This is a genomic window from Photobacterium sp. BZF1 (assembly GCF_014349205.1).
Taxonomy (GTDB): Bacteria; Pseudomonadota; Gammaproteobacteria; order Enterobacterales; family Vibrionaceae; genus Photobacterium.
On the sequence record NZ_JACSOF010000023.1, the window covers coordinates 24,481 to 48,105 of the forward strand.

Here is a 23,625-nt window from a genome sequence, read left to right on the forward strand (position 1 = left end):
GAGGTCTAGATCAAGTTTTGGAGGGGTTTTTTACGGTCATTAACACGGTAAAATGTTCGTGTTTGAATTTATGTTATTTATGTTGCTCCTTATTTGCTTTTTTGGTTGTAATTTGTTGTTGTTTGTTTCTTGTTATGGTGGATAAAAATCGCATGAAGCTAGCGGATTTATCATGGTTTGATTTTTGTTAATTGTGCTCGCTTTTGGTTGTGTTTGTTAATTTTTATGACTTGCTTGGTTTTTCTTGTGATCATCTATTGTTGTGGGTTGAATGGCGTTCTCAACACATCTATTAGTTCTGAATCTGGATACAGCAAATCCGCTTGCCTTTCCAAGACAAAATCAAGGAAGGCCTTACCCTCACGTGACATGAAATGTCTTGGCGGGTGCACAAGCCATGATAAATTCATTATTGGTGCGTAGGTTGGGATAATTAATTGCAGAAGACCTTTTTCCACAAACTGTTTGCCAATGCGTCTAGAGGTAAAAAGTACCCCTTTATGTTGTGTCGCCGCTTCTATCATTAGCGATATACTGTTCACAGTAAGTGAAGACTTCGGTTGGATGATATTTCCGTTTTTACTCGTTACTTTGTCGAAAATTTGACCATTACTAAATCTATAGACAATGAACAAATGCTCTACTAAATCTTCCAGTGATTGCGGCTCACCAAATTCAGCAATATATTGGGGTGAGGCATATAAACCGAATGTTTCTCTCGCCATCTCCCGGGCGACCAAGTTTTCTTCACTGACTTTGTTCGATAACCGAAAAGCCATATCAATATTGTTTTTAATTAAATCTTGCTCATAGGGTGAGCTAATCACCTCAACGTCAATATTCGGGTGCAATGTCATAAAGTCCAACACCAATTGAGCTTTATTGAGCATGACGGGCATGATCATGATTTTGAGTTTGCCCTGCAGATCATCTTCTGGTGTTTGAAGCGATAAAACGGTTCGGTCGAGATCCTTGATGATAGACACCGTTGAGATATAAAAGCGATTCCCAGACTCAGTCAAAGTGACATTCCTACTGTGACGATGAAATAATTTTATTCCGATATTATCTTCTAGCAGCTTAATCCGCCGGCTAATGTTTGATTTGGGTAAATCCAACCACTTGGCTGTTTCTGAGAGCGACCCAAACTCTACAACTTTATGAAATAGCTTAATATCTTCAGTTTTCATATTACCAAGATGATAATGGTTGTTAGTTCTATTTTATCAGAGTCTGTAGGGTTTACTGTTCCATAAAGTGAAACGATGGGTTTCCATATTAACGGTTTAACGAAACGAGCTCTGTTCCTATACTTTTCCGCCTTGTATGACAAAAGCAGGCGATGGTGATGGATGAATCATGCAAACATAAAATAGTGGTAAAAGTGAAGAGGCGCTGGTGGCAGCGTTTGCTCTACAAGAGTATATATCGCTGCAGCTACTGTAATGCGGAGTTCAAGCTTTGAGCTTGGATAACAGAAGGATCCGTGAGATTGTGCAAAGGAAAAGCGCCAACCATCTTCGCAGTGTGAGGGATAGGTTTGTCGACCACTACCAAAGCTCCCAACCCAAACCCAAATCACAAGAAAATAGAAAACGCCCGCATTCATAGAATGGCGGGCGTTTTGGTTTTATCCAAAAGGAAGCACAGTTACTTTATTGTCTCAACTTTCTGCTGTAGGGCGTCAAGTTGTTGCATCTTGCCTTGCAGGCCAAGGGATTGGTAATTGATCGACGCAGGGTTCATCAATTGGCCTTGCTGCATTGGGTAATCAGGCAGGGTCTTGAAGAAATCACCGATTACGTCCTGAATTGGTACGAACAACCACATGTTGTCAGCCATCCAGCGAAGGTACATACCAGACTCGTGTGGTGCTTTTTCGAATGGGTCAGCACGAAGGTGGATGATCTGTGGCCAGTTCTGCTCGAAGCGAACAGCATCAGAAATGTTACCTTCCATCACGGCGAAGTTCAGTTTCCAGTCGTTCCAGCGAACCGCGTTTAGCTCACCGTTAGCTGAGAAGTAGAGTAGAGACTCACGAGGGCCTTTGTCTTCTTTACCTTCGAAGTAAGGTTTGAAGTTGTAGCCATCGATGTGAACACGCCAGTCTTTACCGTTGGCTGTGTAGCCTTCAGCCAGTTTTTCCTTCACATCTGGCACACCAGCAGCATCCATCAGAGTTGGTAGCCAGTCTTGGTGAGCCATCATTTCATTGATACGTGAACCCGGTTCGATTACACCCGGCCAGCGAACAAGCTGAGGAACACGCATACCGCCTTCCCATGTTGTGCCTTTTTCACCGTGGAATGGTGTAGCACCGCCATCAGGCCAAGTCACGGTTTCAGCACCGTTGTCGGTTGAGTAAATTACGATGGTGTTATCGGTAATTTTTAGCTCGTCTAGTTTGTCGAGCAAGATACCGACTTGGTCATCATGCTCCAACATGCCATCAGCATAAATACTGATGCCCGATTTGCCTTGGTACTTCTCTTGTAGGCGCGTCCAAACGTGCATACGGGTAGTGTTGTGCCAAATGAAGAAAGGCTTATCGGCTTTTACCGCCTTTTCCATAAAGGCGAGTGATTCTTCAAGGAACTCCTCATCGGCATGTTCCATACGCTTACGGGTCATCGGGCCGGTATCTTCAATCTTACCGTCAGCGTAAGACTTGATTACACCGCGAGGACCGTAGTTCTTACGGAACTCAGGATCTTTCGGGTAGTAGTAAGTTTCAGGCTCTTCTTCCGCGTTGAGGTGGTAGAGGTTACCGAAGAACTCATCGAAACCGTGGGCTGTCGGAAGGTGCTGATCCTGATCGCCCAAGTGGTTTTTACCAAACTGTGCGGTCATGTAACCTTGCTCTTTCAGCAGGTCAGCAATGGTCGGCGCCCAATCAGGGATACCGTGAGTAGAGCCAGGCATACCAATGGTTAGCAAACCGGTACGGAACGGTTCTTGGCCAGTGATGAATGATGCACGACCAGCGGTACAAGATTGTTGGCCATAGTGATCAGTAAACAGTGCACCTTCATTGGCGATACGGTCAATGTTTGGGGTTTCATAACCCATCATGCCCTGGTTATACGCACTGATATTCCAGTAACCTACATCGTCACCGAAAATCGCCAAAATGTTCGGCTTGTCTGCTGCAACAGCAGCGCTCGAGGTCGCGAGAACCCCAAGGCCGACAGCCAGTTTACTTACTTGGTTTGCCATAGTAACTCCGTTCAAATTAAGAGAGTTTTTTACCTGCACGCAAGGTGCTTATTTGTTGTTGGTGGCTAAGTTACTGGCAATTAAGGGGCTTTGTCGCTTTATAGCAGTTATAACCTTTTGTTAATTACGTCAGCTAATATTCTGTTTTATCGGGGATTTTAATTAATTTTGAGTAGGTCAGATTCGACTTCGACTGTGATGATCGTCACAGGTAAACACGCAGGCAAGGTTGGTCTTAAGGCACTGCTTCGGATTATTTTAATCGCAGAAAAATACTTAATTTTGAGTGGTACAGGTCGCGGAACTACCCACAGTGAGCTATTAATTTTTGTTGCAGGACGCCATTTTAACTTAGTGACTGAGGTTTATATGACAGCGAGAAAAGGCTTCAAAAGCCGAATAATGATACTTGCAACACTGCTGGTCGGTGCTGCAAGCAGTAGTATCGCAGCAGAGAAACCCAATATTTTAGTTATCTGGGGTGATGACATCGGACAAACCAATGTCAGTGCCTACACATTTGGGTTAGTGGGTTATCACACTCCGAACATAGACAGTATTGCCAAAGAAGGGATGATGTTTACCGATTACTATGGTGAGCAATCCTGTACCGCTGGTCGTTCAACGTTTATTACTGGGCAAACTGTTTTGAGAACCGGGTTGAGTAAAGTCGGGCTTCCTGGTGCTGATCTCGGTTTGCAAGCGGAAGATGCCACTATCGCAGAGTTGCTTAAACCGCTGGGTTATATGACCGGTCAGTTTGGTAAGAACCACCTTGGTGATAAAGACGAACACCTGCCAACCAACCATGGTTTTGATGAATTTTTCGGTAACCTCTACCACCTTAACGCGGAGGAAGAGCCGGAAAATGTTGATTATCCTAAAGACCCAGAGTTTCGTAAGAAATTTGGTCCGCGCGGTGTGATCAAATCTTATGCCGACGGTAAGATTGAAGACACCGGCCCGCTAACCCGTAAGCGGATGGAGACGGTGGATGACGAGACCCTAGAGGCTGCGCTGGACTTTATGGATCGCGCGGTGAAAGCCGAGAAGCCTTTCTTTGTCTGGTGGAACGCGACTCGTATGCACTTCCGTACCCATGTCAAAGAAGCGAACTCAGGCAAAACGGGGATCAGCTTTTACGCCGACGGTATGGTTGAGCATGATAACCATGTCGGTGAGCTACTGAAGAAAGTGGATGATCTTGGTATCAAGGACAATACCATCGTTTTCTATTCGACCGACAACGGCCCGCACATGAACTCCTGGCCTGATGCCGGTCTGACGCCATTCCGTGGTGAGAAGAATACCAACTGGGAAGGGGCATACCGGGTACCAGCCATGGTGCGCTGGCCTGGTAAGATTGAACCGGGAAGTGTATCGAATGAGATCATGCACCATATGGACTGGATGCCGACTTTCCTTGCAGCCGCTGGTGATGACAAGATCAAAGAGAAGCTTCTGGAAGGCTACCAAGCCGGTGATAAGAAATTCAAAGTACACCTTGATGGCTACAACTTCCTGCCATACCTGATAGGAGAAGTGGAAAAAGGGCCTCGTGAAGAAGTGTTCTATTTTACCGATGACGGTGATTTGAGTTCGCTTCGCTACAACAACTGGAAGATCGTATTCTTAGAGCAGCGTGCCAAAGGGACACTGCGTATTTGGGCTGAACCATTCACTCCACTTCGCGTCCCTAAAATCTTCAACTTGAGGATGGACCCTTATGAGGTCGCTGACATTACCTCTAACACTTACTACGACTGGATGCTTGACCGTGCCTTTATGCTAGTGCCAGCGCAAGCCTATGTGGCCAAGTTCCTTGAAACCTTCAAGGAGTTCCCACCAAGGCAGAAAGCAGCAAGTTTCTCGCTTGATCAGGTAATGGAAAAACTTCAACAGCCAACAAATAAATAAGGTACTGAATTTAAATACGAATGTTTAGGGCTCTTCGGAGCCCTTTATCGCCTCTATACACTATCTTTATTGCAGGGATATCATTCTTCAAGGAAGGCTATGGCACGGTTGTTTCAATGGGATTGGCTTTGCAAATTCAAACTCAACAACTTCGTTGTTAACTGTTTTGCTGTTTTATTCGTATCAGGATTTACCGTTGATAATGCAACTGCTCAATCCATTGAGTACGTTGGCAGTGGAGCTTGCGTTGATTGTCATACCGAGCAGGTAAAAGCGTGGCGGGGTTCCCATCATGAAATGGCGATGAAGCATGCGACGCCTGAGTCAGTAATGGCTAACTTTTCCGATCAAAAACTCGAACACAAGGGTAAATCCAATCGTTTTTTCAGAAAGGGTGATGAGTATTGGGTCAATATAGCGGGTGCAGATCAGCAATTCTCTGACTTCAAAATTAGCTATACCTTTGGCGTTTATCCCCTACAGCAATATATGGTCGAGTTTCCTGATGGCCGTATTCAGTTAATTCCCTTTGCGTGGGACTCTCGTCCACCAGAAAAAGGAGGGCAACGTTGGTTTCACCTATACCCGGATACCACGCCAGTAGATGAATTCTATTGGACCAACACTGGGCAAAATTGGAACTTTATGTGCGCCGATTGCCACTCAACCAACCTAAAGAAAAACTACGATACCAAGGCGGATAGTTACCAAACGACATGGTCAGAAATCAATGTAGGCTGTGAAGCTTGCCACGGGCCTGCCAGTGGGCACATCGATTATGTCACAGAGCACGATGGTGCTAAGCCTGCATTACATTCAGATGGACTGATGGGGTTCGAGCGTGATCTGACTGTGTCGGTTAAACAATGGGTTGCTAAAGAAGGCCATAAAACCCTGCAACCGGCCACTATAAAGCCGACAGACCAAATACAAACCTGTGCGCAATGCCATAGTCGCCGTACCCAACTTAACGAGACAGCGGATCATGTCAAAGGCTCCTTCCTCGATAAATACCGGCTCAGCTTGATCACCCCAGAGCTGTATTACCATGATGGCCAAATATATGATGAAGACTATGTATACGGTTCTTTTCTACAATCCCGTATGGCAGAGAAAGGGGTAACCTGCACCAATTGCCATGAGCCACATTCTGCAAAACTGAAGATTCCTGAAGAAGCGGTTTGTAGTCAGTGCCATGTATCACCAGAATACACTTCCAGCAAACATACGCTTCACTCAGAAGGGACAGAAGCAGCTAAATGCACTACCTGTCACATGCCAGAAACCACCTATATGCAAATTGACCCCAGACGGGATCACAGTTGGCATATCCCACGGCCGGATATCAGCAAGCACATCAACACCCCTAATGTGTGTACTGGGTGCCATGAAGAGAAAACAGATCAATGGGCTGACAAAACGCTTGCCAAGCATTTTCCGAACTCAACGTACCGCAACCAACAGCACTTCGGTGTTGCATTCTATGCCGACAGCATTGGCCATAAAGCCGCACCCGATGCACTCTCATACACAGCGCAAGATTCGAGCTTAAGCGACATTATCCGTGCCTCTGCAGTGTTACGTATGGCAGGAAATACCGGACAGAACACCTTGGTGGCGTTGGCAAGAGCGGTCAAACATGACAGCGAGTTAATACGATTGGGGGCAATTGAAGGCTCCTCCGGTTACGGTTGGCCGGAGCGTTGGCAGATATTATCTCCATTGCTAACTGACCCGGTGTTGTCGGTACGGACAGAAACTGCAGCGGCTTTGGTTGTGCACTGGCCTCAGATGAATCTTCAGCAAAAAGATAGCCTGAACAAGCCATTGCAAGAATATATCGAAATTCAACAGTTCAATGCAGATAGAGGGTTTGGCAGAACAAACCTAGGTAATGTTTATCGTGCAATGGGGGACGTTGACGAAGCTGTCTCTTGGTATCAAGGGGCAATAGGGATTGAGCCATATTTTGCCAATAGTTATGTCAATCTGGCTGACTTGTACCGGAGCCAAAATGAAGAAGGCTTAGCCTTAGAGGTGTTGCAACAGGGTATGAAAGCTCAGCCAAATGACAGCGCGTTACCCTACAGCGCAGGGTTGGCTTATTTGCGTGCTGGCGAGATGCAACAAGCCAAGTCTTTGTTGAAAAGGGCAGCTGAAATGGCAGAGGGTAATTCCCATTACTGGTATGTCTACGGTTTAGCGTTGGAAAAAACCGATGTGCTGGCAGCCAGCAAGGCTATCAATACAGCCTTTGAACTCAGTGGTAACCCACAGCACCTTTACGCCCAGTGTGAGGTCTTGGCTCGAAATTACCAAATAGGAGAAGTGGCTGCGGCATTTGAAGGTTGTACCCAGCAACTTGGCAAGATGGTGCCACCTGAAATAGTCAGCCAGTTGAAAGCTCTGATTAGGGGCTGACAGTAAATTGAAACCATGAAAAGTCCTGCGGATGTAATGGCTAATATAACTAATAGTTATCGGGATTATGGGTACGATAAAGGTCATAAAATACTAAAACCTAAGTAGGTGAGGGAATCTATGAACCAAGCACAGCAGGCTATTAATCAGCTGATTGAGCAAACTGAAAAAAGTGTTATCGGCCAGCGCCATGTCGTTGAAGCACTGGTGATAGGCTTGCTGGCCAATGGTCATATTTTGTTAGAAGGCTTACCTGGAACAGCGAAAACCCGTTCGGTGAAGTCTTTAGCCACACTGCTCAATACAGAATTTGGTCGAATCCAATTTACCCCTGACCTGCTGCCTTCGGATGTGACCGGCACAGAGATCTATCAAGATCTCGATGGCAAACCGCAACTTCACTTCCAACAGGGCCCCATTTTCAACAGCATTGTCCTCGCTGATGAAGTTAACCGGGCGCCAGCTAAAGTGCAGGCGGCATTGCTAGAAGCCATGGCAGAAGGGACGATCACTGTCGGCGATACAACCCATCAATTACCGGAATTGTTCATGGTACTGGCGACGCAAAACCCGGTGGAGCAAGAGGGGACCTACCCGCTACCGGAAGCGCAGATGGACCGCTTTATGATGAAGGTAACGGTTGAGTACCCAGAGGATGACGCCGAGCTTGATATTATTCGCCTAGTTCGAGGTGAGGAACTGGGGACAGGTGAATCAGGCACCGTAGACCAGTCACAGCCGTATATTGAAACCGATATTGTCCTTGAAGCCCGCCGCCAACTACCGGACGTGGCGGTCTCCGATTTGGTTGAACGCTACATTGTTGCCCTAGTAATGGCGACCCGAAAGCCAGAGCGCTACCCCGACTCAAGCCTGTCGACATGGATTGAAGTTGGCTCAAGCCCTCGAGCCTCTATTGCCTTGGATAAATGTGCCCGGGCATATGCTTGGCTACAAGGTCGAGATCATGTGTTGCCGGACGATGTTCGTGCCATGGCACCAATGGTGCTCGGGCATCGTTTCACGCTTAGCTATGATGCGTTAGCTGATGGGATCAGCCACTTACAGATAGTTGAAGAGTTGCTCGATCACGTAGAAATCGGTTAAGGGGGGATTATGGCAAAGCCTAATATTGCCCCACAGCCTGCCGGGCTCGATGGCCGTATTTATTGCGATTACTCCCGTTTGGTGCGTCTTCAGTCCCAGATAAATACGTTTAGCCTATTACCGCACCTTAAAGCCGGTAGCGTTTTGTCGGGCCGTCATAATTCTCTGTTTCGGGGACGTGGGCTGAATTTTGAAGAATTGCGTCATTATCAACTTGGCGATGATATTCGTAATCTGGACTGGAAGGTGACGCTACGAACGGGGAAGCCGCATGTCCGCAGTTATACCGAAGAAAAAGATCGCAATGTCATTATCTGCGTCGACCAGCGCAGTCAGATGTTTTTCTCGTCAACTCAGGTGATGAAATCTGTCATTGCCGCAGAAATTGCTGCCATGTGTGGTTGGCGAGTGCTCAAAGATGGCGATCGCATTGGTGTTGTTATCGCTTCAACTGACAAGATCTACCACAGCAAATCTCAACGTTCCCAGCATGCGTTTATGGCGCAGCTAAAACTACTAGCCAAGGCCAACCAGCAACTCAATGTTGATTCTACCAATAGTGACAAGGTGAGTTTTTCGCTGTGGCTTGAGCAACTCAAACGAATGAATTTATCCCAGTCGACCTTGGTATTTATTACCGACTGGCGAGACTGCGAAGAGCAGCACCTTGATCTGCTCAAACAATTCCAAATGCACAATGATGTATTGGCGGTGATGGTCAATGATCCTCTCGAGCAGACCTTACCGGATGAACTCGCCAAATCCAATTGGGTGGTCGGGGACGGGCAATATCAGCTGACGCTGGACTCACAGGAGAAAATTGCCAGTGCCAGTGCCAGTTTAGCTGAGCAAAGCTTGCTTACTCGCCAGTCACTCACTCGGTTGATGGCATTGAAAAGCCTTCCGTTTATTGAGTTGGATACGTCTGGTTCCCACATTAGTCAGTTCCAGCGACTTGTTGGGAGACAATAACCATGAGCATTGAACATTCGCCGCCGAGCACGTACATACTGCGTGAGCTCCATGATGTCACCGTCCCTGATAGCGTCAGCTGGATGCCTCAGACAATTGGCTGGAAAATTCTCACCGTTGGTTTGTTGATTCTGGCTGTCTTCCTCGTTTATCGCCGGCTTCAAACTTGGTGGCAGAACCGTTATCGCACTGAGGCAATAGGTGCGATAAATAACCTCAACCTTAATGATCAGAGTTTTGAAGATAGCTTGTATTCGATTGTAAAAATTGTGCTGGTGTATTTAGACCCTGCCAATGGCAAGTTATTTGGAACTTCATTACTGCGTCAGATTGACTGTTTGGGGGATGGTAAAGATACATTTGATGGCGTCCTCGGTCAGAAATGGACACAGTCTTTGGTTGATCCAGCAACGGTATTGAATACTGACGAGCGAGCAAGCTTACAACAGAAAGTGTTGAATTGGATGATGGTACACCAAAGCCAGAAAAAGCTTCGCATTTCGAAGGGAGAAGGGCGTCATGTTTAACTTTTCTCTGATCGATTTGGAGTTCATTCATCCTTGGTGGTTTTTGGCTTTACCACTACCACTGTTGGTTGTCTATTTTGTTCCAGCTTATCGCACCAAGCAGAGCGCGATTAAAGTGCCTTTTTTCAGCCAGTTGATAGAGGCGTTGGGTGAAACCCCTTCAACAGGAGCTAATCAGTTAATGCCATCTTGGTGGCAGCGTATGACCTTAGTGATTTCCTGGGTGCTGATTATTATTGCGTTAGCCAAACCAACTATTTTGGGTTCTCCCCAGGTAAGGGAGAGCTTTGGTCGAGATGTCATGGTGTTGGTGGATCTTTCAGGATCAATGGCCGAGCAAGATTTTACCTCGGCATCAGGTCAAAAAGTCTCTCGTCTCGATGCCGTAAAAGAGGTGCTGGCAGATTTTGTCAAAACCCGAGAGGGTGATCGTTTGGGTTTGATTTTGTTTGGCGACGCAGCATTTTTGCAAACACCGTTTACCGCCGATCAGGATGTGTGGCTGGCGTTGCTGAACCAAACTGAAGTCGCCATGACAGGTCAGAGTACCCATTTAGGTGATGCGATGGGATTAGCTATTAAAGTGTTTGATCAAAGCCACCAGGAAAAAGGTGACGAAGATAGGGAGAAAGTCGCCATCGTGCTTACCGATGGTAATGATACCGATAGTTTTGTGGAGCCGATTGAAGCCGCAAAGGTTGCCAAGGCAAAAGGTTTGCGGATCCATATGATTGCAATGGGTGACCCTCAAACAGTGGGTGAAACGGCGCTCGATATGGACACTATCAACCGTGTTGCCCAAGAATCTGGCGGGCAGGCTTTTGTTGCTCTTGATCGTCAGGCGCTGTCTGCCGCTTATGAAGAGATTGGCAAACTTGAGCCTCAACTCTATGAAAGTTCAACGTACCGCCCTAAGCAAAGTATTCACCATTATCTGATTGCGGTTGTTGTTGTGATGTACTTGGTTGCATTCTCGTTGGCAACACTCAATCGACGAAGGAACAGTCGTAAGCATTGGAACTCTGGAGCAGAGCCAAAAGAAGCCGCCTCGGAGGGAAACCATGTTTGATAGTTTGAATCTGCAACAGGTGATATCGCAATTTCATTTCATTAGACCAATGTGGTTGTTGGCTTTTGTTCCTATGGGTTTTTTATTGTGGCTGCGTTGGCGGGAAGATAACCAGCCTTCTTGGAAAGATGTGCTGCCTGATCACCTGCGAAATGTGTTGACCATAGGGGAAAAAGGTTGGAGTAAACAACTGCCGCTTAAGTTACTGATGGCAATTATCGCGATTGCGATAGTGATTTGTGCCGGGCCAACATGGCAGCGCCAAGCTTCACCATTTGGTGAGGATAAAGCCTCAATGCTGGTGTTGCTTGATAGCAGCGAATCTATGTTAGAGAAAGACTTACCCCCAAGCAGATTAGAGCGGGCGAAGCATAAAGTGCGTGACTTATTAGCCCTTCGTCAAGGTGGTAGCACAGGTTTGGTGGTGTATGCAGGAACCGCTCATGTAGCTATGCCAATGACCCAAGATACCAAGGTGTTTGAACCGATATTAGCGGCCATATCCCCTGAAATCATGCCTGTCGAGGGTAAGTTCGCCGAACAGGCTCTGCCACTTATCGATCAGTTACTGCAAGGTAGGCCCGGTTCAACAGTCTTGATGGTATCTGATGGTGTAACCCCAAATACTGCTACAGCTTTTAAAGACTATTTTGCGGATAAGCCTTATCAACTGATGATATTGGGTGCAGGTAACCGAGATGTCGTCAGTGATGCGCCAGCAGATTTTGATTCACTTAAGCAACTTGCTAGCGATACAAACGGCCGATTCATTGAAGCTACTGTCGATAGTAGCGATATCGAGCAACTCAATCGTTCTGTTGAGCGTAATATGCAGCTCAACGGTGAATCGTCAATGCCATGGCAGGACATGGGTTATCAACTGTTGTTACCTATTGCGCTGGTAATGTTACTTTGGTTCCGCAAAGGTTGGTTGGTGCAATGGTGCGTGGTGATGACGTTGAGTGGAAGCCTGTTCATTACGCCCGTTGTTAAAGCTGAAACTATCGTTGTGTCAAAAGCGCAAACCACTGAGCCCATTGCAGAGGTGACAGCCTGGGACAGAACAACCCAATGGTGGTGGGATTTGTGGTTAACCCCAGATCAGCAAGGCCAGCGACTATTCAATAAAGGGGAATACTTAGAGGCTGCGAAGCATTTCGTTGACCCGCTAAGGAAAGGGACAGCCTATTACTATGCCAGTGAATACAAGCAGGCCCACCGTGCATTTTTACAAATGGACAGTGACTTTGGCTTGTATAACGCGGCGAGTGCTTTGGCAAGGCAACGTGAATACCTTGCAGCCAGGGACTTGCTCCAGTCTTTGGCTGACAAGCCATCGCTTGACCCTTCACTGCGGCCTGACGTTGAACATAATCTCAAGGTGATTGGCGGTATCGTTGAAGAAATCAACCGCACCAGTGAAAGTCAGGCTGGAACGACTGACGGGCCAGAGGAGTCCTTCGAGCTGAGTGATGACAAACCGAGGACAGCTGATGGGGCCGATGAAAAAACCGCTGCAGAACTCATGATCAAAGACACACTGAATGCCAACGAAATTCTAGGTAGTGATGAACTGGCTGACAAATGGCTAAAAAGGGTAGAGGCCGATCCAAAGTATTTCTTGCGGGCTAAATTTCAAATTCAGCTCAATGATGTAAATAGCAACGTGCCGTCCTCGGAGGTGCAACAATGAGAACACAATATTTCACCTCCTTGACGTTGTGGCTTGGCTTAGTGTTGTCGTTAGTCAATTTTCAAAGTTACGCTGTCACTATTGATCAATTACAGAGCAGTAATGATGTAGAAGTAAAAGCCTGGTTAGGCGACTCGCAACAGGAAGGTAACAGCGACAGAAAGGTAGGCGATTCTTCGTCCGGTTTTAGTGTCAATGAACAGATCATTCTTTATGTCGAGGTCGCCACCCCGCGCTGGTTTACCGGGGGCACCCGAATTGAATCGGTAGAAATCCCCAATGTGATTGCTAAGCAGCGCAACCAGTTGGCAACTAATTATACCGAGCGAAAAGGCGGGCAAACCTGGTCGCGGCAACGGTGGGAAATCACCTTGTACCCAGTTAAATCAGGTGCCTACAAAGTGCCGCCGCTCGCTGTGAACGTGCAGGTCTCAGCACCAGATGGCAGCAATGTAGCAGGTACTTTATATACTCAACCACTGACCTTTGATGTTAGTTTACCTTCAGGTTTGCTCAGTGAAGATACGCCTTGGTTCACTGCGACAAGTGTCGATGTAAAGCAAGAGTGGGCGCAATCAAGCGAAGACCTGAAAGTTGGCGATGCCATAACACGCAAAGTCACTGTCAATGCTCAAGATAGCCTTTCAGTGTTGCTGCCGAACCTGTTGAAAAGCGATTCATCGCCTTACTTCCAGGCCTATCCGCAACCTCATCGATTGGATGACACGCAAACTCGTGGCGATTATCAATCTAACCGTGTGGAAGAAACGGTATATATGATTCAGCAAGGCGGTGATTTCAAATTACCAGAGCACCAGTTCCAATGGTGGAATGCCAAAACCAATAAGCTTGAAACTGTTACTCTTGCTGGGAAACTATTTCATGCTCGCCATACCCCAGCTTCTTTTGTAAAGGCCAATGCACGTAGCTTAGTCAATGTCTTTGTCGTTGTAGTCATCGTTCTTGTCGCTTTCCTGGCAGGTCGGCGCTACTACCAAAGACATCCAACACCGCCATGGTTGTTGTTTGGATTAGAAGTTAGAAAAGGTGAGTGGTCGAAGGCGAGGGCACAGTTGTACCGATACTTACGTGTCTCAACCGATCATTTGGAGATGGGCAAAGCTGATAGTGATAAAGCTTGGTTGAAAACCAGTCTTCAAGTCCAAACCGGTGCAGAAAAAGCTTACGTCTTCCATAAGATGTGGAAGATGATCAGCGGTAAGAAGGGCGCTCGTAATGGGTTAAGGCTACCCAAAGCGCTACCTAAGTTAGATAAGGGTCACAAGGAAGGCTAGTTTACTTTAACTTATTGAAAAATAATGCCTATGATAAATAGCATAAGAATGATGATAAATGACAGCTAAAAATGAAAAGCACTGATTTAAACCTGATTCCTATTTTTGTAGCCGTGTATGAAGAGCAAAGCCTTTCCAAAGCGGCTGTGAGGATGGATGTTAGCCAACCTGCGGTGAGTAAAGGACTAAAGCGCCTGCGTGAAATTTATGATGATCCTTTATTTCATCGCAACGCCAGTGGGGTGGAACCGACGGCGTTTGCCAGCGATATTTACCCTGCCTTAGCCGCTTCATTTAAGAACTTTAGTTCGACGCTTTCGGCTTCAAGGGAGTTTGATCCCAAAACATCAAAACGGATCTTTTCGATCGCCTGTGTTTCTGTCGCCAGTTACAGCATCATCCCTGCACTGATAGAGCAAGTGCGTTTGGAGGCGCCGAATATCGCATTCGAAATCCATCCGTTATTTACTGAAGACATGGAGTCGGATTTGCGCCTACAGCGCTATGATTTAGTGATTGATATGCCACCGAGAGGTCGCAGTTTACTTAAATCCCAAGTACTTTATTCTGAAGAACTCAGTGTTGTTTGCTGCAAACATCACCCACGGTTGTCAGATTCGATCAGTATCGATCAGTTTTTGGCGGAAGATCATGTTGTGGTCGCCCGTTGGCATGCCCGCCGCAGTTTATTGAATGCCGAAGATATCCCGGAACTTGATCAGCGCAATATTATCGTAAGGGCTCCAGGTGCTGTTGAAATGTTGCCGATCATTGCCGGTTCGGACATGATTGGTATCTTGCCCAAATCAACCATTGAGTCTTTTTCTGAGCTTTATGACATCAAGGCATTACCGTTGCCGTTTGGTGAGAATATTTACGACCTTTGCGCAATTTGGCACCCCAGCCGGACGACTGAAACCGGTCATCGCTGGCTGAGGCAGTTGCTGTTTAAAGTGGTCAAAGTTTAGTTAAGCGTTAGGATGACACTATCAAGCCCTTGAAGCGTTTTCGCTGCCTCGATACCACTTTCGATATCACCAAGCGAAAACTGTTGCACGGGAATAGTGTTTAGATCGACCAGTCCAGATTTCACCATAGTGATGAGAGCAAGGTAATCTTCTTTGGTATACATGAAATTACCTTTTATCTCCCAGTTGTTGACGAGCATTTGGTTGTAATCAATGCTCAGTGGCGCCGAGGCACTTCCCATTAACACCAATTGACCGCCAAAATTGAGGGCATTAAGGCTGGCGAGGGTGCTGTGTGAATCCTTGGCTTGGCCCACCATGCAAAGCGCTTTATGGGCACCATTACCAAAAGCTTGCTTCAATGCGGCAACATCCATTTCCAAGTTACCTGTTTGGGCGACAACACGATAACGCTCTACAGGGGCTTGAATTGCAGATGCGATTTTCTCGAGTTTATCCTGACTGCGACCTGTCAGTATTACATTAGCTCCCATAGAGATGGCAAGTAATGCCGCTGCAGAGCCAAAGTACCCGCTGGCACCATTGATGATGACGGTATCACCCGCTTTTAGTTCCATTCGGCGCAAACCACCAAAAGGCACAATTAGCTTTGCAATAGCTGCTAGGGTCGAAGAGCCAATACCATCAGTATTATCGATTGGCATCACGACTGAGGCAGGAAAATCGCCGTACTCACGCCAGGTACCGTTCGGATAGTCCTCAAGCATGGGACCGCTGCCCGCTGTGATGCCTGTTAGACCTATTAATATACGCTCGGGGTTTTCAACGCCTTCGTCTTTTACCCAATTACAATCAACAACAACACGTTGACCAACCTGCAGACCAATCACGCCTTCACCTACCTCGTGAACTGTACCAATAGCGTTAGTACCCGGCGTAAAGGGCATTGGCGGCAGCATGTAAGGCAGATTTCCCTGTAGATAATTCTGAGTGTAACTTAGCAGGGGAGTGGCTTCGACTTTCACCACGACACCGCCTCGTTTAGCTCGTGGGATTTCACTTTCGACAGTTTTAATCGGTTGTTCAGTATCAAGAAGTTTTACATCTAGCATGGTTGTTCCTCAAGCTATTCAGCGGACATTTGAATAGTAGGCTGCCAGCGGGTATCTTAAAAATTGAACTTATTGATAATAGGTATCGTAATTTACGATGACAAAGTTAACCGACAAGCTAAGACGTATTGATTTCAACTTGTTAACTTCGCTGGACGTGTTACTTGATGAAAACAACGTGACCAATGCCGCCAAACGGTTGAACCTTAGCCAGTCTTCCGTCTCCACACAGTTGGCAAAACTTAGGGATATCTTTGCTGATCCTCTGCTTGTTCCATCAGCGAGCGGGCGAGGGATGATTGCCTCCTCCAAGGCAAAGGAACTGCGGGCACCGATAAAACGCATCCTTCGGGATTTGGATATTTTGGTTAACGAGGGGCGCTCTTTTGACCCTCGCACTGATGAACGAGTATTCAATATTGCAATTTCTGACTACCCGCTGGCTGTCATTAGCCATAAATTGGCTAGCCGTGCGTTTGCAGAGCTTGGCGACAAGGTACAAATTGCTTTCCATAATAAAACCAGCAACCTCAATGAGTTGATGGACAAAGGGGTTGTTGATTTAGTGATAGCCTCTGAGCGGGCTATTCCTCTCGACGCAAAAGCCGTGACCTTATTCGAAGAAACCTTTGTGATGGCGCAAAGGAAGGGTCACCCTCGAGGGGCAAAAGAGCTAGATATTGATGAATACTGTGAACTCAAGCATTTATTGGTGTCTACATCGGGGGGGAGTTTTTTTGGCTACATGGATGAGCAATTGCTCAAGCACGGTAAAAGAAGAAACATTGCGATGTCGGTTACTCAATTTACCTCTGTCTATGAATTGCTGAAGAGTTCTGATTACGTCTGCACGCTACCATCTCGACTAGTTGACTTTTACTCAAAGGATTTAGACAAGTTTGAACTGCCATTTGAAGCGAGCGGCTTCAAGCTCTACTTGGGTTGGCATGTAGCTTATGATAACGATCCGGCGATGGCCTGGTTGAAGGGGTTTATCCAAGAACTGTTTTCAAACTAGTCCAATGCACGCTTCAGCCCTGATGTATATTCCGGGTATTGTGAAATCGTGTTGTGGCCAGCATTGTCGATAACGATGACTTCTTGCAGCTGTTCGCCAAACTCAGCTATTAGCTGATCGGTTCTTGAGCGGGATATCACCTGATCCTTTCCGGCAATGAAAATATAGGTTTGGGCGGTAATTTCTTTGGCTCTGTTCGATGAGTGGTATCTGTCTTTGATAAACCAGGAAACAGGGAACATCCAATAAATGTCCTTGGCAACATTTTCAATGCTATCGAAAGGGGTTACCAAGATAAGCTTGTCCACTTGCCGGTTGGCTGCCACGTATGTGGCGATACCCGAACCAAGGCTGCGGCCCATTAACGAGACAGATTGATGCTGGTTTTGTAGCGCCTCAAAAATCTGCACTGCATCGTTATATAAGCTAGCTTCAGTCGGCGTTCCGGGATTGTTACCATACCCACGGTATGGGATCAGGTAGACGGTATACTCAGGGAGTACCGCTTTGAAGAAAGGGATGTTGGCTTCGATGTTTTCTGCATTCCCGCCATAGTAGATTAATGCCTTAGGTTGCCCTTCATTGACGACCCAGCCGGATAGCTTTTCACCATCTACAGTAAAGTGGATGTTCATTTCACCATAGATATTACTGGCAGGCTGTGGGTAGTAGAGAAACTGACGTTGTAGGGAACAAAAAGTCAGAAAGAAGAGGGCGTAGCCTACCACTATGATAACCAAAAGACTTTTCATTCATGCGTCCTGCCTTGCCGGTGTCTATACCAATAATAGACGAACGCATAAATTACGATATTGACCGTCAAGGCAGCAAAACCCAAAACAACTTGGATATCAAAGCTAAGAGTTGGTGGGTAAATCACCGGAATAAGATAGTGTTCGACAAATCCCCCTGAGTAACCCTCATCACCTGCCGCTTGCCGTAATTGGTTTTCCAACGGGGTGAGAGGGCAAATCCAGCCTTTGAAGCTGACTACTGAAACCCAGAGAACAGCCGGAATATGGATTACCACCAAGATGCCACGCCATATTATTAGCAAGCCTCCAAGCAACCCGAAGATGATAAACAAGAGGTGAAATATGACGACCAGATCTGCCATTAGACGATACATCATAAGATGTCATTACTTCCTTTGGTCAAGCAGCGTTAACTAAAGCAATAGTTGTTAACTACATACAGGTCAAAGATTTAAGATAGGAAAAAATCTGACAATCCAAGTTGTTATAATATAACATTATTGTTAGTTGCTTGATCACCTAAGTACAAGCTGAGTCAAAGAAGATGAAAATAACTACTTGGTAATATGATGAATTTAATCGACATACATGGAAAATCAAAGTTGCTGAACCATATGGTTTTGCTACTAAGTAAAAAATGGATGCTTCTCATCTTAGGATTCTTCGTATTTATCAGTACCGATGCTTTTGCTCACGCTGTAGCTCAAGGAGACAAGGGGTACATACAAGAGATTACCGGCCCCAACATGATTGCATTTATGTATTTGGGGGCTAAACACATGGTCACCGGGTATGATCATATTCTTTTTCTATTTGGTGTGGTTTTCTTCCTCTACAAAATGAAGCACATCGCGCTGTATGTGAGTCTTTTTGCGCTCGGGCATTCATCTACCATGTTGCTTGGGGTGTATTTTAATATTGGCATCAACAGCTACATCATTGATGCAATAATCGGGTTATCAGTTGTTTATAAAGCAATGGATAATTTAGGTGCATTTCAACGTTGGTTTGGTGTACAGCCCAATACAAAACTAGCAACTCTGCTGTTTGGGTTCTGCCACGGATTTGGGCTATCGTCCAAGATTATCGAATACGATATCTCTCCTGATGGATTAGTTCCCAATCTGCTTGCATTTAATATCGGTGTGGAAGTAGGGCAATTGCTCGCACTTGGCGCTATTTTGATAGTGATGGGATTTTGGCGCAGACAAACTCGCTTTTATCGTCAAGCTTATCTATTTAATGTCGCTATGATGAGTTGTGGATTTATGCTTATCGGTTACCAACTAACTGGTTACATTGTCACTCTGTAATAAGAAGGAATTAATGATGTTTAACTCTGATATGCCAAGCCGCGCTGAGCTTCCAACGACCAAACAACTGCTTCGCTCAACCATCATTGCATTGTGCGTCGCCATCATACTCCTAGTCACTGTAATCCTACCGGCTGAGTATGCTATTGACCCAACGGGGGTAGGGCGGATGTTGGGATTAACGGAAATGGGTGAGATTAAAGCGCAATTAGCGAAAGAAGCGGAGGAAGACAAAGCCGCAAGCGAAGTAGTTAATATCGTGGCAGGCACTGAAAACAAATCAGCAACGCCTGATTTAAAGACGGTGAAGCAACATTCTCAAAACGCTAGATCAACGGAGACCGTCTGGAAGGATAAAACTATGCTCGCCCTTAAACCGGGACAGGGGGCTGAAGTGAAACTAGTGATGGCAAAAGGCCAAACTGCTCAGTTTCAATGGACAGCAAAAGGGGGCGTAGTCAATTACGATAAGCACGGCGATGGCAATGGCAAATCGACAAGTTATAAAAAAGGCCGCGGAGTCGCTAGTGATCAAGGTGACTTAGTCGCTGCTTTTACTGGTAATCATGGTTGGTTCTTCCGCAACCGTAACGATAATACGGTGATGGTCATTCTAAGGACGAGCGGAGAATACGTAGAGGTTAAGCGAGTTCTTTAATATTTTATACCTTATAAGCTTGGTGGAATATGCAATTCATTTAATTGGTTCCTATCTTTATATCTATATTTCCCCGCCTTTCATCAGACCAAGGTTTAATTTTGGTTAACTAAAAGCTCCATCTTTGTTGCGTAAATCATCCAAATATGCTGATTTACAGTCAATTTTTTCCTACAGCAGAGCCCCTGACATCAATTAATTCAAAAATCGGTGGACATTGTATTGTTATGTTATAACATTGCTTTCTCATTCCAAATGATAACTTTTCTTGTATGGAGTGCTAAGGTTTTTCGTCCATGGATGTGTGTGATTTATGAGTGTTGTGGCTAAAAAGCTGGCCGAATTTACGATGGTTGTGCTTGCCGCAACGTTGTTGACTTATTTTCTTACCTGGCTAAGCCCTGGAGACCCCGCCCAGATTTATTTTGAAGCGCGTGGTGTTTCTCCGAGTGAAGAAGCATTGCAAAGTATGCAGATAGCTATGGGGCTGGATAAACCATTTTATGCACAGTATCTCTCGTGGTTACGCGGTGCACTAACACTCGATGCGGGCATCTCCCTAAAAACCGGTGAGCCGGTGATGGATATGGTTCGCCATCGAATGGTGATGACATTCAAACTTGCTTTGAGCGCAATTGTTCTTGTTGTGTTTTTTTCTATGCTGTTCGGTGTGGTCGGCTCTATATTCCGCGAGTCGAGAGGAGAGTTTTTATTTCGCCTTTTGGCATTCATCGCAATATCCATTCCTGATTTTTGGCTTGGATTAATGCTGATTATCGCTTTTGTGGTGAATTTAAACTGGTTTAAGATTACTGATCCCTACGCAATATCAAGTATTGTGTTACCCGCCTTAACTCTGGCTCTGCCACTTATTGGGCGATATACCCGCCAAATTCAAGCCATGATCCAGGAAGAGATGAACAAAGAATACGTGGTTGGTGCTCGTGCTCGGGGCACGAAAGAAAGCACCATTATTTTACGTCATGTTCTGCCGTCAGTACTGGGGGGCTTATCGACCCTATTTGGATTGTCTTGTGCGTTGTTGCTCGGTGGAACCGTAGTTGTTGAGTCAATATTCTCATGGCCAGGACTCGGGCGTATGGCTTTAGATGCAATCACCTTTCGAGATTATCCTGTATTGCAAGCCTATGTTGTCATCATGGTGATTATATATATGAGTGTCAGCATGCTTGCTGATGTCATTGCTGCGCTATTGGACCCACGTTTAAGTAACAGAAGCTAATAATAATGAATTCATCTTTTTTTAATAAAAAACATCAGTTTTATTTAGCTCTCTTTATTGCACTAAGCGTCGTGCTATTAGCCTTAATTGGCCCATTGCTTGCTCCGCATGACCCCTTAGAGACAGACTTTTTGTCTTTGCTTTCTCCACCTAATGAAGAATATTTGCTTGGAACGGATCAAGTCGGGCGGTGTATTTTGTCCCGTCTATTACACGGTGCAGCTGTTTCCCTCGGTATTACATTTGGCATGTTGGCAATTATTTTCGTGCTGGGGATCGCGATTGGCAGTCTGGCAGGCATGCGAGGCGGGTCAACCGACACCTTTCTAATGCGCCTGTCCGATACCTTGTTGGCTTTCCCCGATATGGTGTTCGCGATTGCTGTCGTGGGGTTATTGGGACCTGGGCTAATTAATATGATGCTGGCGCTAGGGATTATCTGGTGGACGAAATTCGCTCGTCTAAGCCGGGTGTTAATTAAGACCGAAATGCAAAGTGAGGCCGTGATTGCGGGACGAATGGCAGGAGCCAGTAACTTTAAACTGTTTAGGCTTTATTTATTGCCTGCGGTTATGCCAGCGCTTCTTACTCAGTTAAGTCTTGATATCGGCAATATGATGTTAGCTATGGCTGGTTTGTCCTTCTTGGGCTTAGGCATACAACCGCCTACGCCTGAGTGGGGCAATATGTTAAGTGAAGGTCGAGCCTATCTTCAAAGTGCACCATGGCTTGTCATTTATCCAGGTATCGCGATTTTTATCGTGGTGATGATTTTCAATATTTTAGGCGATTCAACGCGAAAATATTTAAACCCTGAGCGTATTTAATGCGCACAAAAATATGGAATTTTGAAATGATTAAACTGTTTCGCGCATTAGTGCTGGCAGCAAGTGCCTTGGCATGTGCACTTACAGCACCGGCTATTGCGTCAGATAAAACCGTTAATATGGCACTTTTTTGGTTGGATGGTGACGTCGAACCGACATCGGCCTGGAACGGATGGACTTTAAGCCGCACTGGCGTCGGTGAGAATCTGCTCCAGATAGATGAAAACCTTGAGTTCAAACCAATGGTTGCTTCAAGCTGGAAACAACTAGATGAAATAACAACAGAGTTTACCATCCGCAGTGGGGTTGTTTTTCATAATGGTGAAAAAGTAGATGCCGAGGCTGTGAAAGCCTCGATCGAACGGGTATTGGAAATTACTGACCGTAAAGATTTAATCTTACCGATTGATTCTATTGAAGCCGATGGTATGCGGTTGGTGGTAACACTGAAGTTCCCATACGCGACACTGCTTAATGAGTTGGCTGATCCTCTCTACACCATTATTGATGCCAACGCAGCGGCAAACGATGAGAATTTCCGCTTCAAGCCGATTGCAACAGGGGCTTTCAAAGTGGAGAGTTTTGATGCAGAAACAGGGCTAGTTTTGAAGAAACACGCCGAGTATTGGAATGGCGAGCCAAGCATCGAGCAGATTAACGTTAAGTATATTCAAGATGCAGCAGCTCGTTCGATGGCGTTGCAGTCTGGAGAGCTGGATATTGCCTCCCAAATTAACCCAATGGATCTCAATATTCTGAAAAACGATCCTAAGTTAAATGTCCTTACCGGGCCTAACCTGCGTATTTTCTTCTTGCGCACCAACTTTGCTCAACCTTGGATGAAAATACCAGAGTTTCGTCAGGCGTTACGCCACGCTATTCGCAAGGATATCTATGCCGAGCGAATTGCAGGAGGCATACCGGCGCGAGGTCCATTTAATGAGCTATTACCTTTTGGCTTAGGAGGTGACGACACCTACAGCTTCGATGTGGACAGAGCAAAAGCATTACTTGATAAAGTTGGCATTGTTGATAGCAATGGTGATGGTTTCCGTGAATTTGAAGGTGAAAAAATCACCTTGAAATATGTGAGCATGACTCACCACGGCTCCGTGGCCCAGAACATTGGTATTGCAATGCAATCTGAGCTGAAGAAGGTCGGCATTGACATGGAAGTACTGCAAATGGAAAACCATGTTGAAGTTGCCAAACAAGGGCAATTTGATTTTATCTATGAACGTTGGACATCAGCCCCAACGCTAGATCCACAGTACTTCCTTGAGTCAAGCTTCAAAACAGGTGCCAGAGGCAACGTGGGGAGTTACAGCAACCCGCAATTGGACGAACTACTGGCAGAGCTTGAACGTGTAACTGATCACGAGAAACGTAACCAGCTAGGGCAGCAGGGTTCTAAGTTGCTGATGGAAGATACCGCCGGTATTTTCTTGTTCTATCAACAAGGTAACCTCGTTCATAACAAACGTATTGAAGGTATTTACAAATTTATCTCTGAGATTTATTACGTAGATGACCGTATTCAACTCGCTCAGTAA

At 45.9% G+C, this 23,625-nt stretch carries 20 protein-coding genes; 15 read left to right on the plus strand and 5 right to left on the minus strand.

Going from position 1 to position 23,625, the window contains the following annotated elements:
- Positions 1-254: 254 nt before the first annotated feature.
- Together BIZ37_RS07085 and BIZ37_RS07090 are read right to left on the minus strand one after the other, a co-directional pair.
- Positions 255-1,190 (minus strand): LysR family transcriptional regulator, encoded by a 936-nt coding sequence (locus BIZ37_RS07085; RefSeq protein ID WP_187460911.1) that lies wholly within the window; start codon positions 1,188-1,190, stop codon positions 255-257.
- A 460-nt stretch (positions 1,191-1,650) separates the two neighbouring features.
- Entirely contained in the window at positions 1,651-3,216 is a 1,566-nt protein-coding gene (locus BIZ37_RS07090) for an arylsulfatase (RefSeq protein WP_187460912.1), read from the minus strand.
- 369 nt (positions 3,217-3,585) lie between these two features.
- Between BIZ37_RS07090 and BIZ37_RS07095 the strand changes: the two genes are divergently transcribed.
- The 9 genes from BIZ37_RS07095 to BIZ37_RS07135 all read left to right on the plus strand — a co-directional run bounded on the left by BIZ37_RS07095 (position 3,586) and on the right by BIZ37_RS07135 (position 15,185).
- Positions 3,586-5,133 carry an arylsulfatase gene (locus BIZ37_RS07095; protein WP_187460938.1) on the plus strand — a complete coding sequence of 516 codons (1,548 nt, stop codon included), beginning with the start codon at positions 3,586-3,588 and terminating at the stop codon, positions 5,131-5,133.
- Between the two features lie 99 nt (positions 5,134-5,232).
- Positions 5,233-7,554, plus strand: coding sequence for a multiheme c-type cytochrome (locus BIZ37_RS07100; RefSeq protein WP_187460913.1), 2,322 nt, complete (start codon positions 5,233-5,235; stop codon positions 7,552-7,554).
- A 120-nt stretch (positions 7,555-7,674) separates the two neighbouring features.
- Positions 7,675-8,661, plus strand: coding sequence for a MoxR family ATPase (locus BIZ37_RS07105; protein ID WP_187460914.1), 987 nt, complete (start codon positions 7,675-7,677; stop codon positions 8,659-8,661).
- A gap of 9 nt (positions 8,662-8,670) precedes the next feature.
- Positions 8,671-9,633, plus strand: coding sequence for a DUF58 domain-containing protein (locus tag BIZ37_RS07110; RefSeq protein ID WP_187460915.1), 963 nt, complete (start codon positions 8,671-8,673; stop codon positions 9,631-9,633).
- 2 nt (positions 9,634-9,635) lie between these two features.
- Positions 9,636-10,160: a DUF4381 domain-containing protein gene (locus BIZ37_RS07115; RefSeq protein WP_187460916.1), complete on the plus strand. Its 525-nt coding sequence runs from the start codon at positions 9,636-9,638 to the stop codon at positions 10,158-10,160.
- Entirely contained in the window at positions 10,153-11,229 is a 1,077-nt protein-coding gene (locus tag BIZ37_RS07120; protein WP_187460917.1) for a VWA domain-containing protein, read from the plus strand. The genes BIZ37_RS07115 and BIZ37_RS07120 overlap by 8 nt, the downstream gene beginning before the upstream one ends.
- A complete protein-coding gene (locus tag BIZ37_RS07125) occupies positions 11,222-12,922 on the plus strand; it encodes a VWA domain-containing protein (protein ID WP_187460918.1) in 1,701 nt (566 codons plus the stop codon). Before BIZ37_RS07120 ends, BIZ37_RS07125 begins: the two co-directional genes overlap by 8 nt.
- Positions 12,919-14,217: a BatD family protein gene (locus BIZ37_RS07130; protein WP_187460919.1), complete on the plus strand. Its 1,299-nt coding sequence runs from the start codon at positions 12,919-12,921 to the stop codon at positions 14,215-14,217. Before BIZ37_RS07125 ends, BIZ37_RS07130 begins: the two co-directional genes overlap by 4 nt.
- A gap of 71 nt (positions 14,218-14,288) precedes the next feature.
- Positions 14,289-15,185, plus strand: a complete 897-nt coding sequence (locus tag BIZ37_RS07135; RefSeq protein WP_187460920.1) for a LysR family transcriptional regulator — start codon at positions 14,289-14,291, stop codon at positions 15,183-15,185.
- On the opposite strand, the gene BIZ37_RS07140 is transcribed toward BIZ37_RS07135, so the two are convergent.
- A complete protein-coding gene (locus tag BIZ37_RS07140; protein ID WP_187460921.1) occupies positions 15,182-16,258 on the minus strand; it encodes a medium chain dehydrogenase/reductase family protein in 1,077 nt (358 codons plus the stop codon). The two genes, BIZ37_RS07135 and BIZ37_RS07140, sit on opposite strands and share 4 nt — an antisense overlap.
- 97 nt (positions 16,259-16,355) lie before the next feature.
- Here BIZ37_RS07140 and BIZ37_RS07145 point away from each other — a divergent pair, with 97 nt between their 5' ends.
- Positions 16,356-17,276, plus strand: coding sequence for a LysR family transcriptional regulator (locus BIZ37_RS07145; RefSeq protein WP_187460922.1), 921 nt, complete (start codon positions 16,356-16,358; stop codon positions 17,274-17,276).
- On the opposite strand, the gene BIZ37_RS07150 is transcribed toward BIZ37_RS07145, so the two are convergent.
- Positions 17,273-18,028, minus strand: a complete 756-nt coding sequence (locus BIZ37_RS07150; protein WP_187460923.1) for an alpha/beta hydrolase — start codon at positions 18,026-18,028, stop codon at positions 17,273-17,275. The genes BIZ37_RS07145 and BIZ37_RS07150 overlap by 4 nt on opposite strands.
- Positions 18,025-18,393, minus strand: coding sequence for a DUF2784 domain-containing protein (locus BIZ37_RS07155; RefSeq protein WP_255526695.1), 369 nt, complete (start codon positions 18,391-18,393; stop codon positions 18,025-18,027). Before BIZ37_RS07155 ends, BIZ37_RS07150 begins: the two co-directional genes overlap by 4 nt.
- A gap of 252 nt (positions 18,394-18,645) precedes the next feature.
- Here BIZ37_RS07155 and BIZ37_RS07160 point away from each other — a divergent pair, with 252 nt between their 5' ends.
- The 5 genes from BIZ37_RS07160 to BIZ37_RS07180 all read left to right on the plus strand — a co-directional run bounded on the left by BIZ37_RS07160 (position 18,646) and on the right by BIZ37_RS07180 (position 23,625).
- Entirely contained in the window at positions 18,646-19,344 is a 699-nt protein-coding gene (locus BIZ37_RS07160; protein ID WP_187460939.1) for a HupE/UreJ family protein, read from the plus strand.
- Between the two features lie 16 nt (positions 19,345-19,360).
- Entirely contained in the window at positions 19,361-20,002 is a 642-nt protein-coding gene (locus BIZ37_RS07165) for a transmembrane anchor protein (RefSeq protein WP_187460940.1), read from the plus strand.
- A gap of 313 nt (positions 20,003-20,315) precedes the next feature.
- Complete coding sequence (locus BIZ37_RS07170) at positions 20,316-21,245, plus strand: ABC transporter permease (RefSeq protein ID WP_187460925.1); 930 nt, start codon at positions 20,316-20,318, stop codon at positions 21,243-21,245.
- Positions 21,246-21,250: 5 nt separating this feature from the next.
- The gene (locus BIZ37_RS07175) at positions 21,251-22,072 is read left to right on the plus strand and encodes an ABC transporter permease (protein ID WP_187460926.1); all 822 of its coding nucleotides are present in this window, start codon (positions 21,251-21,253) and stop codon (positions 22,070-22,072) included.
- Positions 22,073-22,098: 26 nt separating this feature from the next.
- Positions 22,099-23,625, plus strand: coding sequence for an ABC transporter substrate-binding protein (locus BIZ37_RS07180; protein WP_187460927.1), 1,527 nt, complete (start codon positions 22,099-22,101; stop codon positions 23,623-23,625).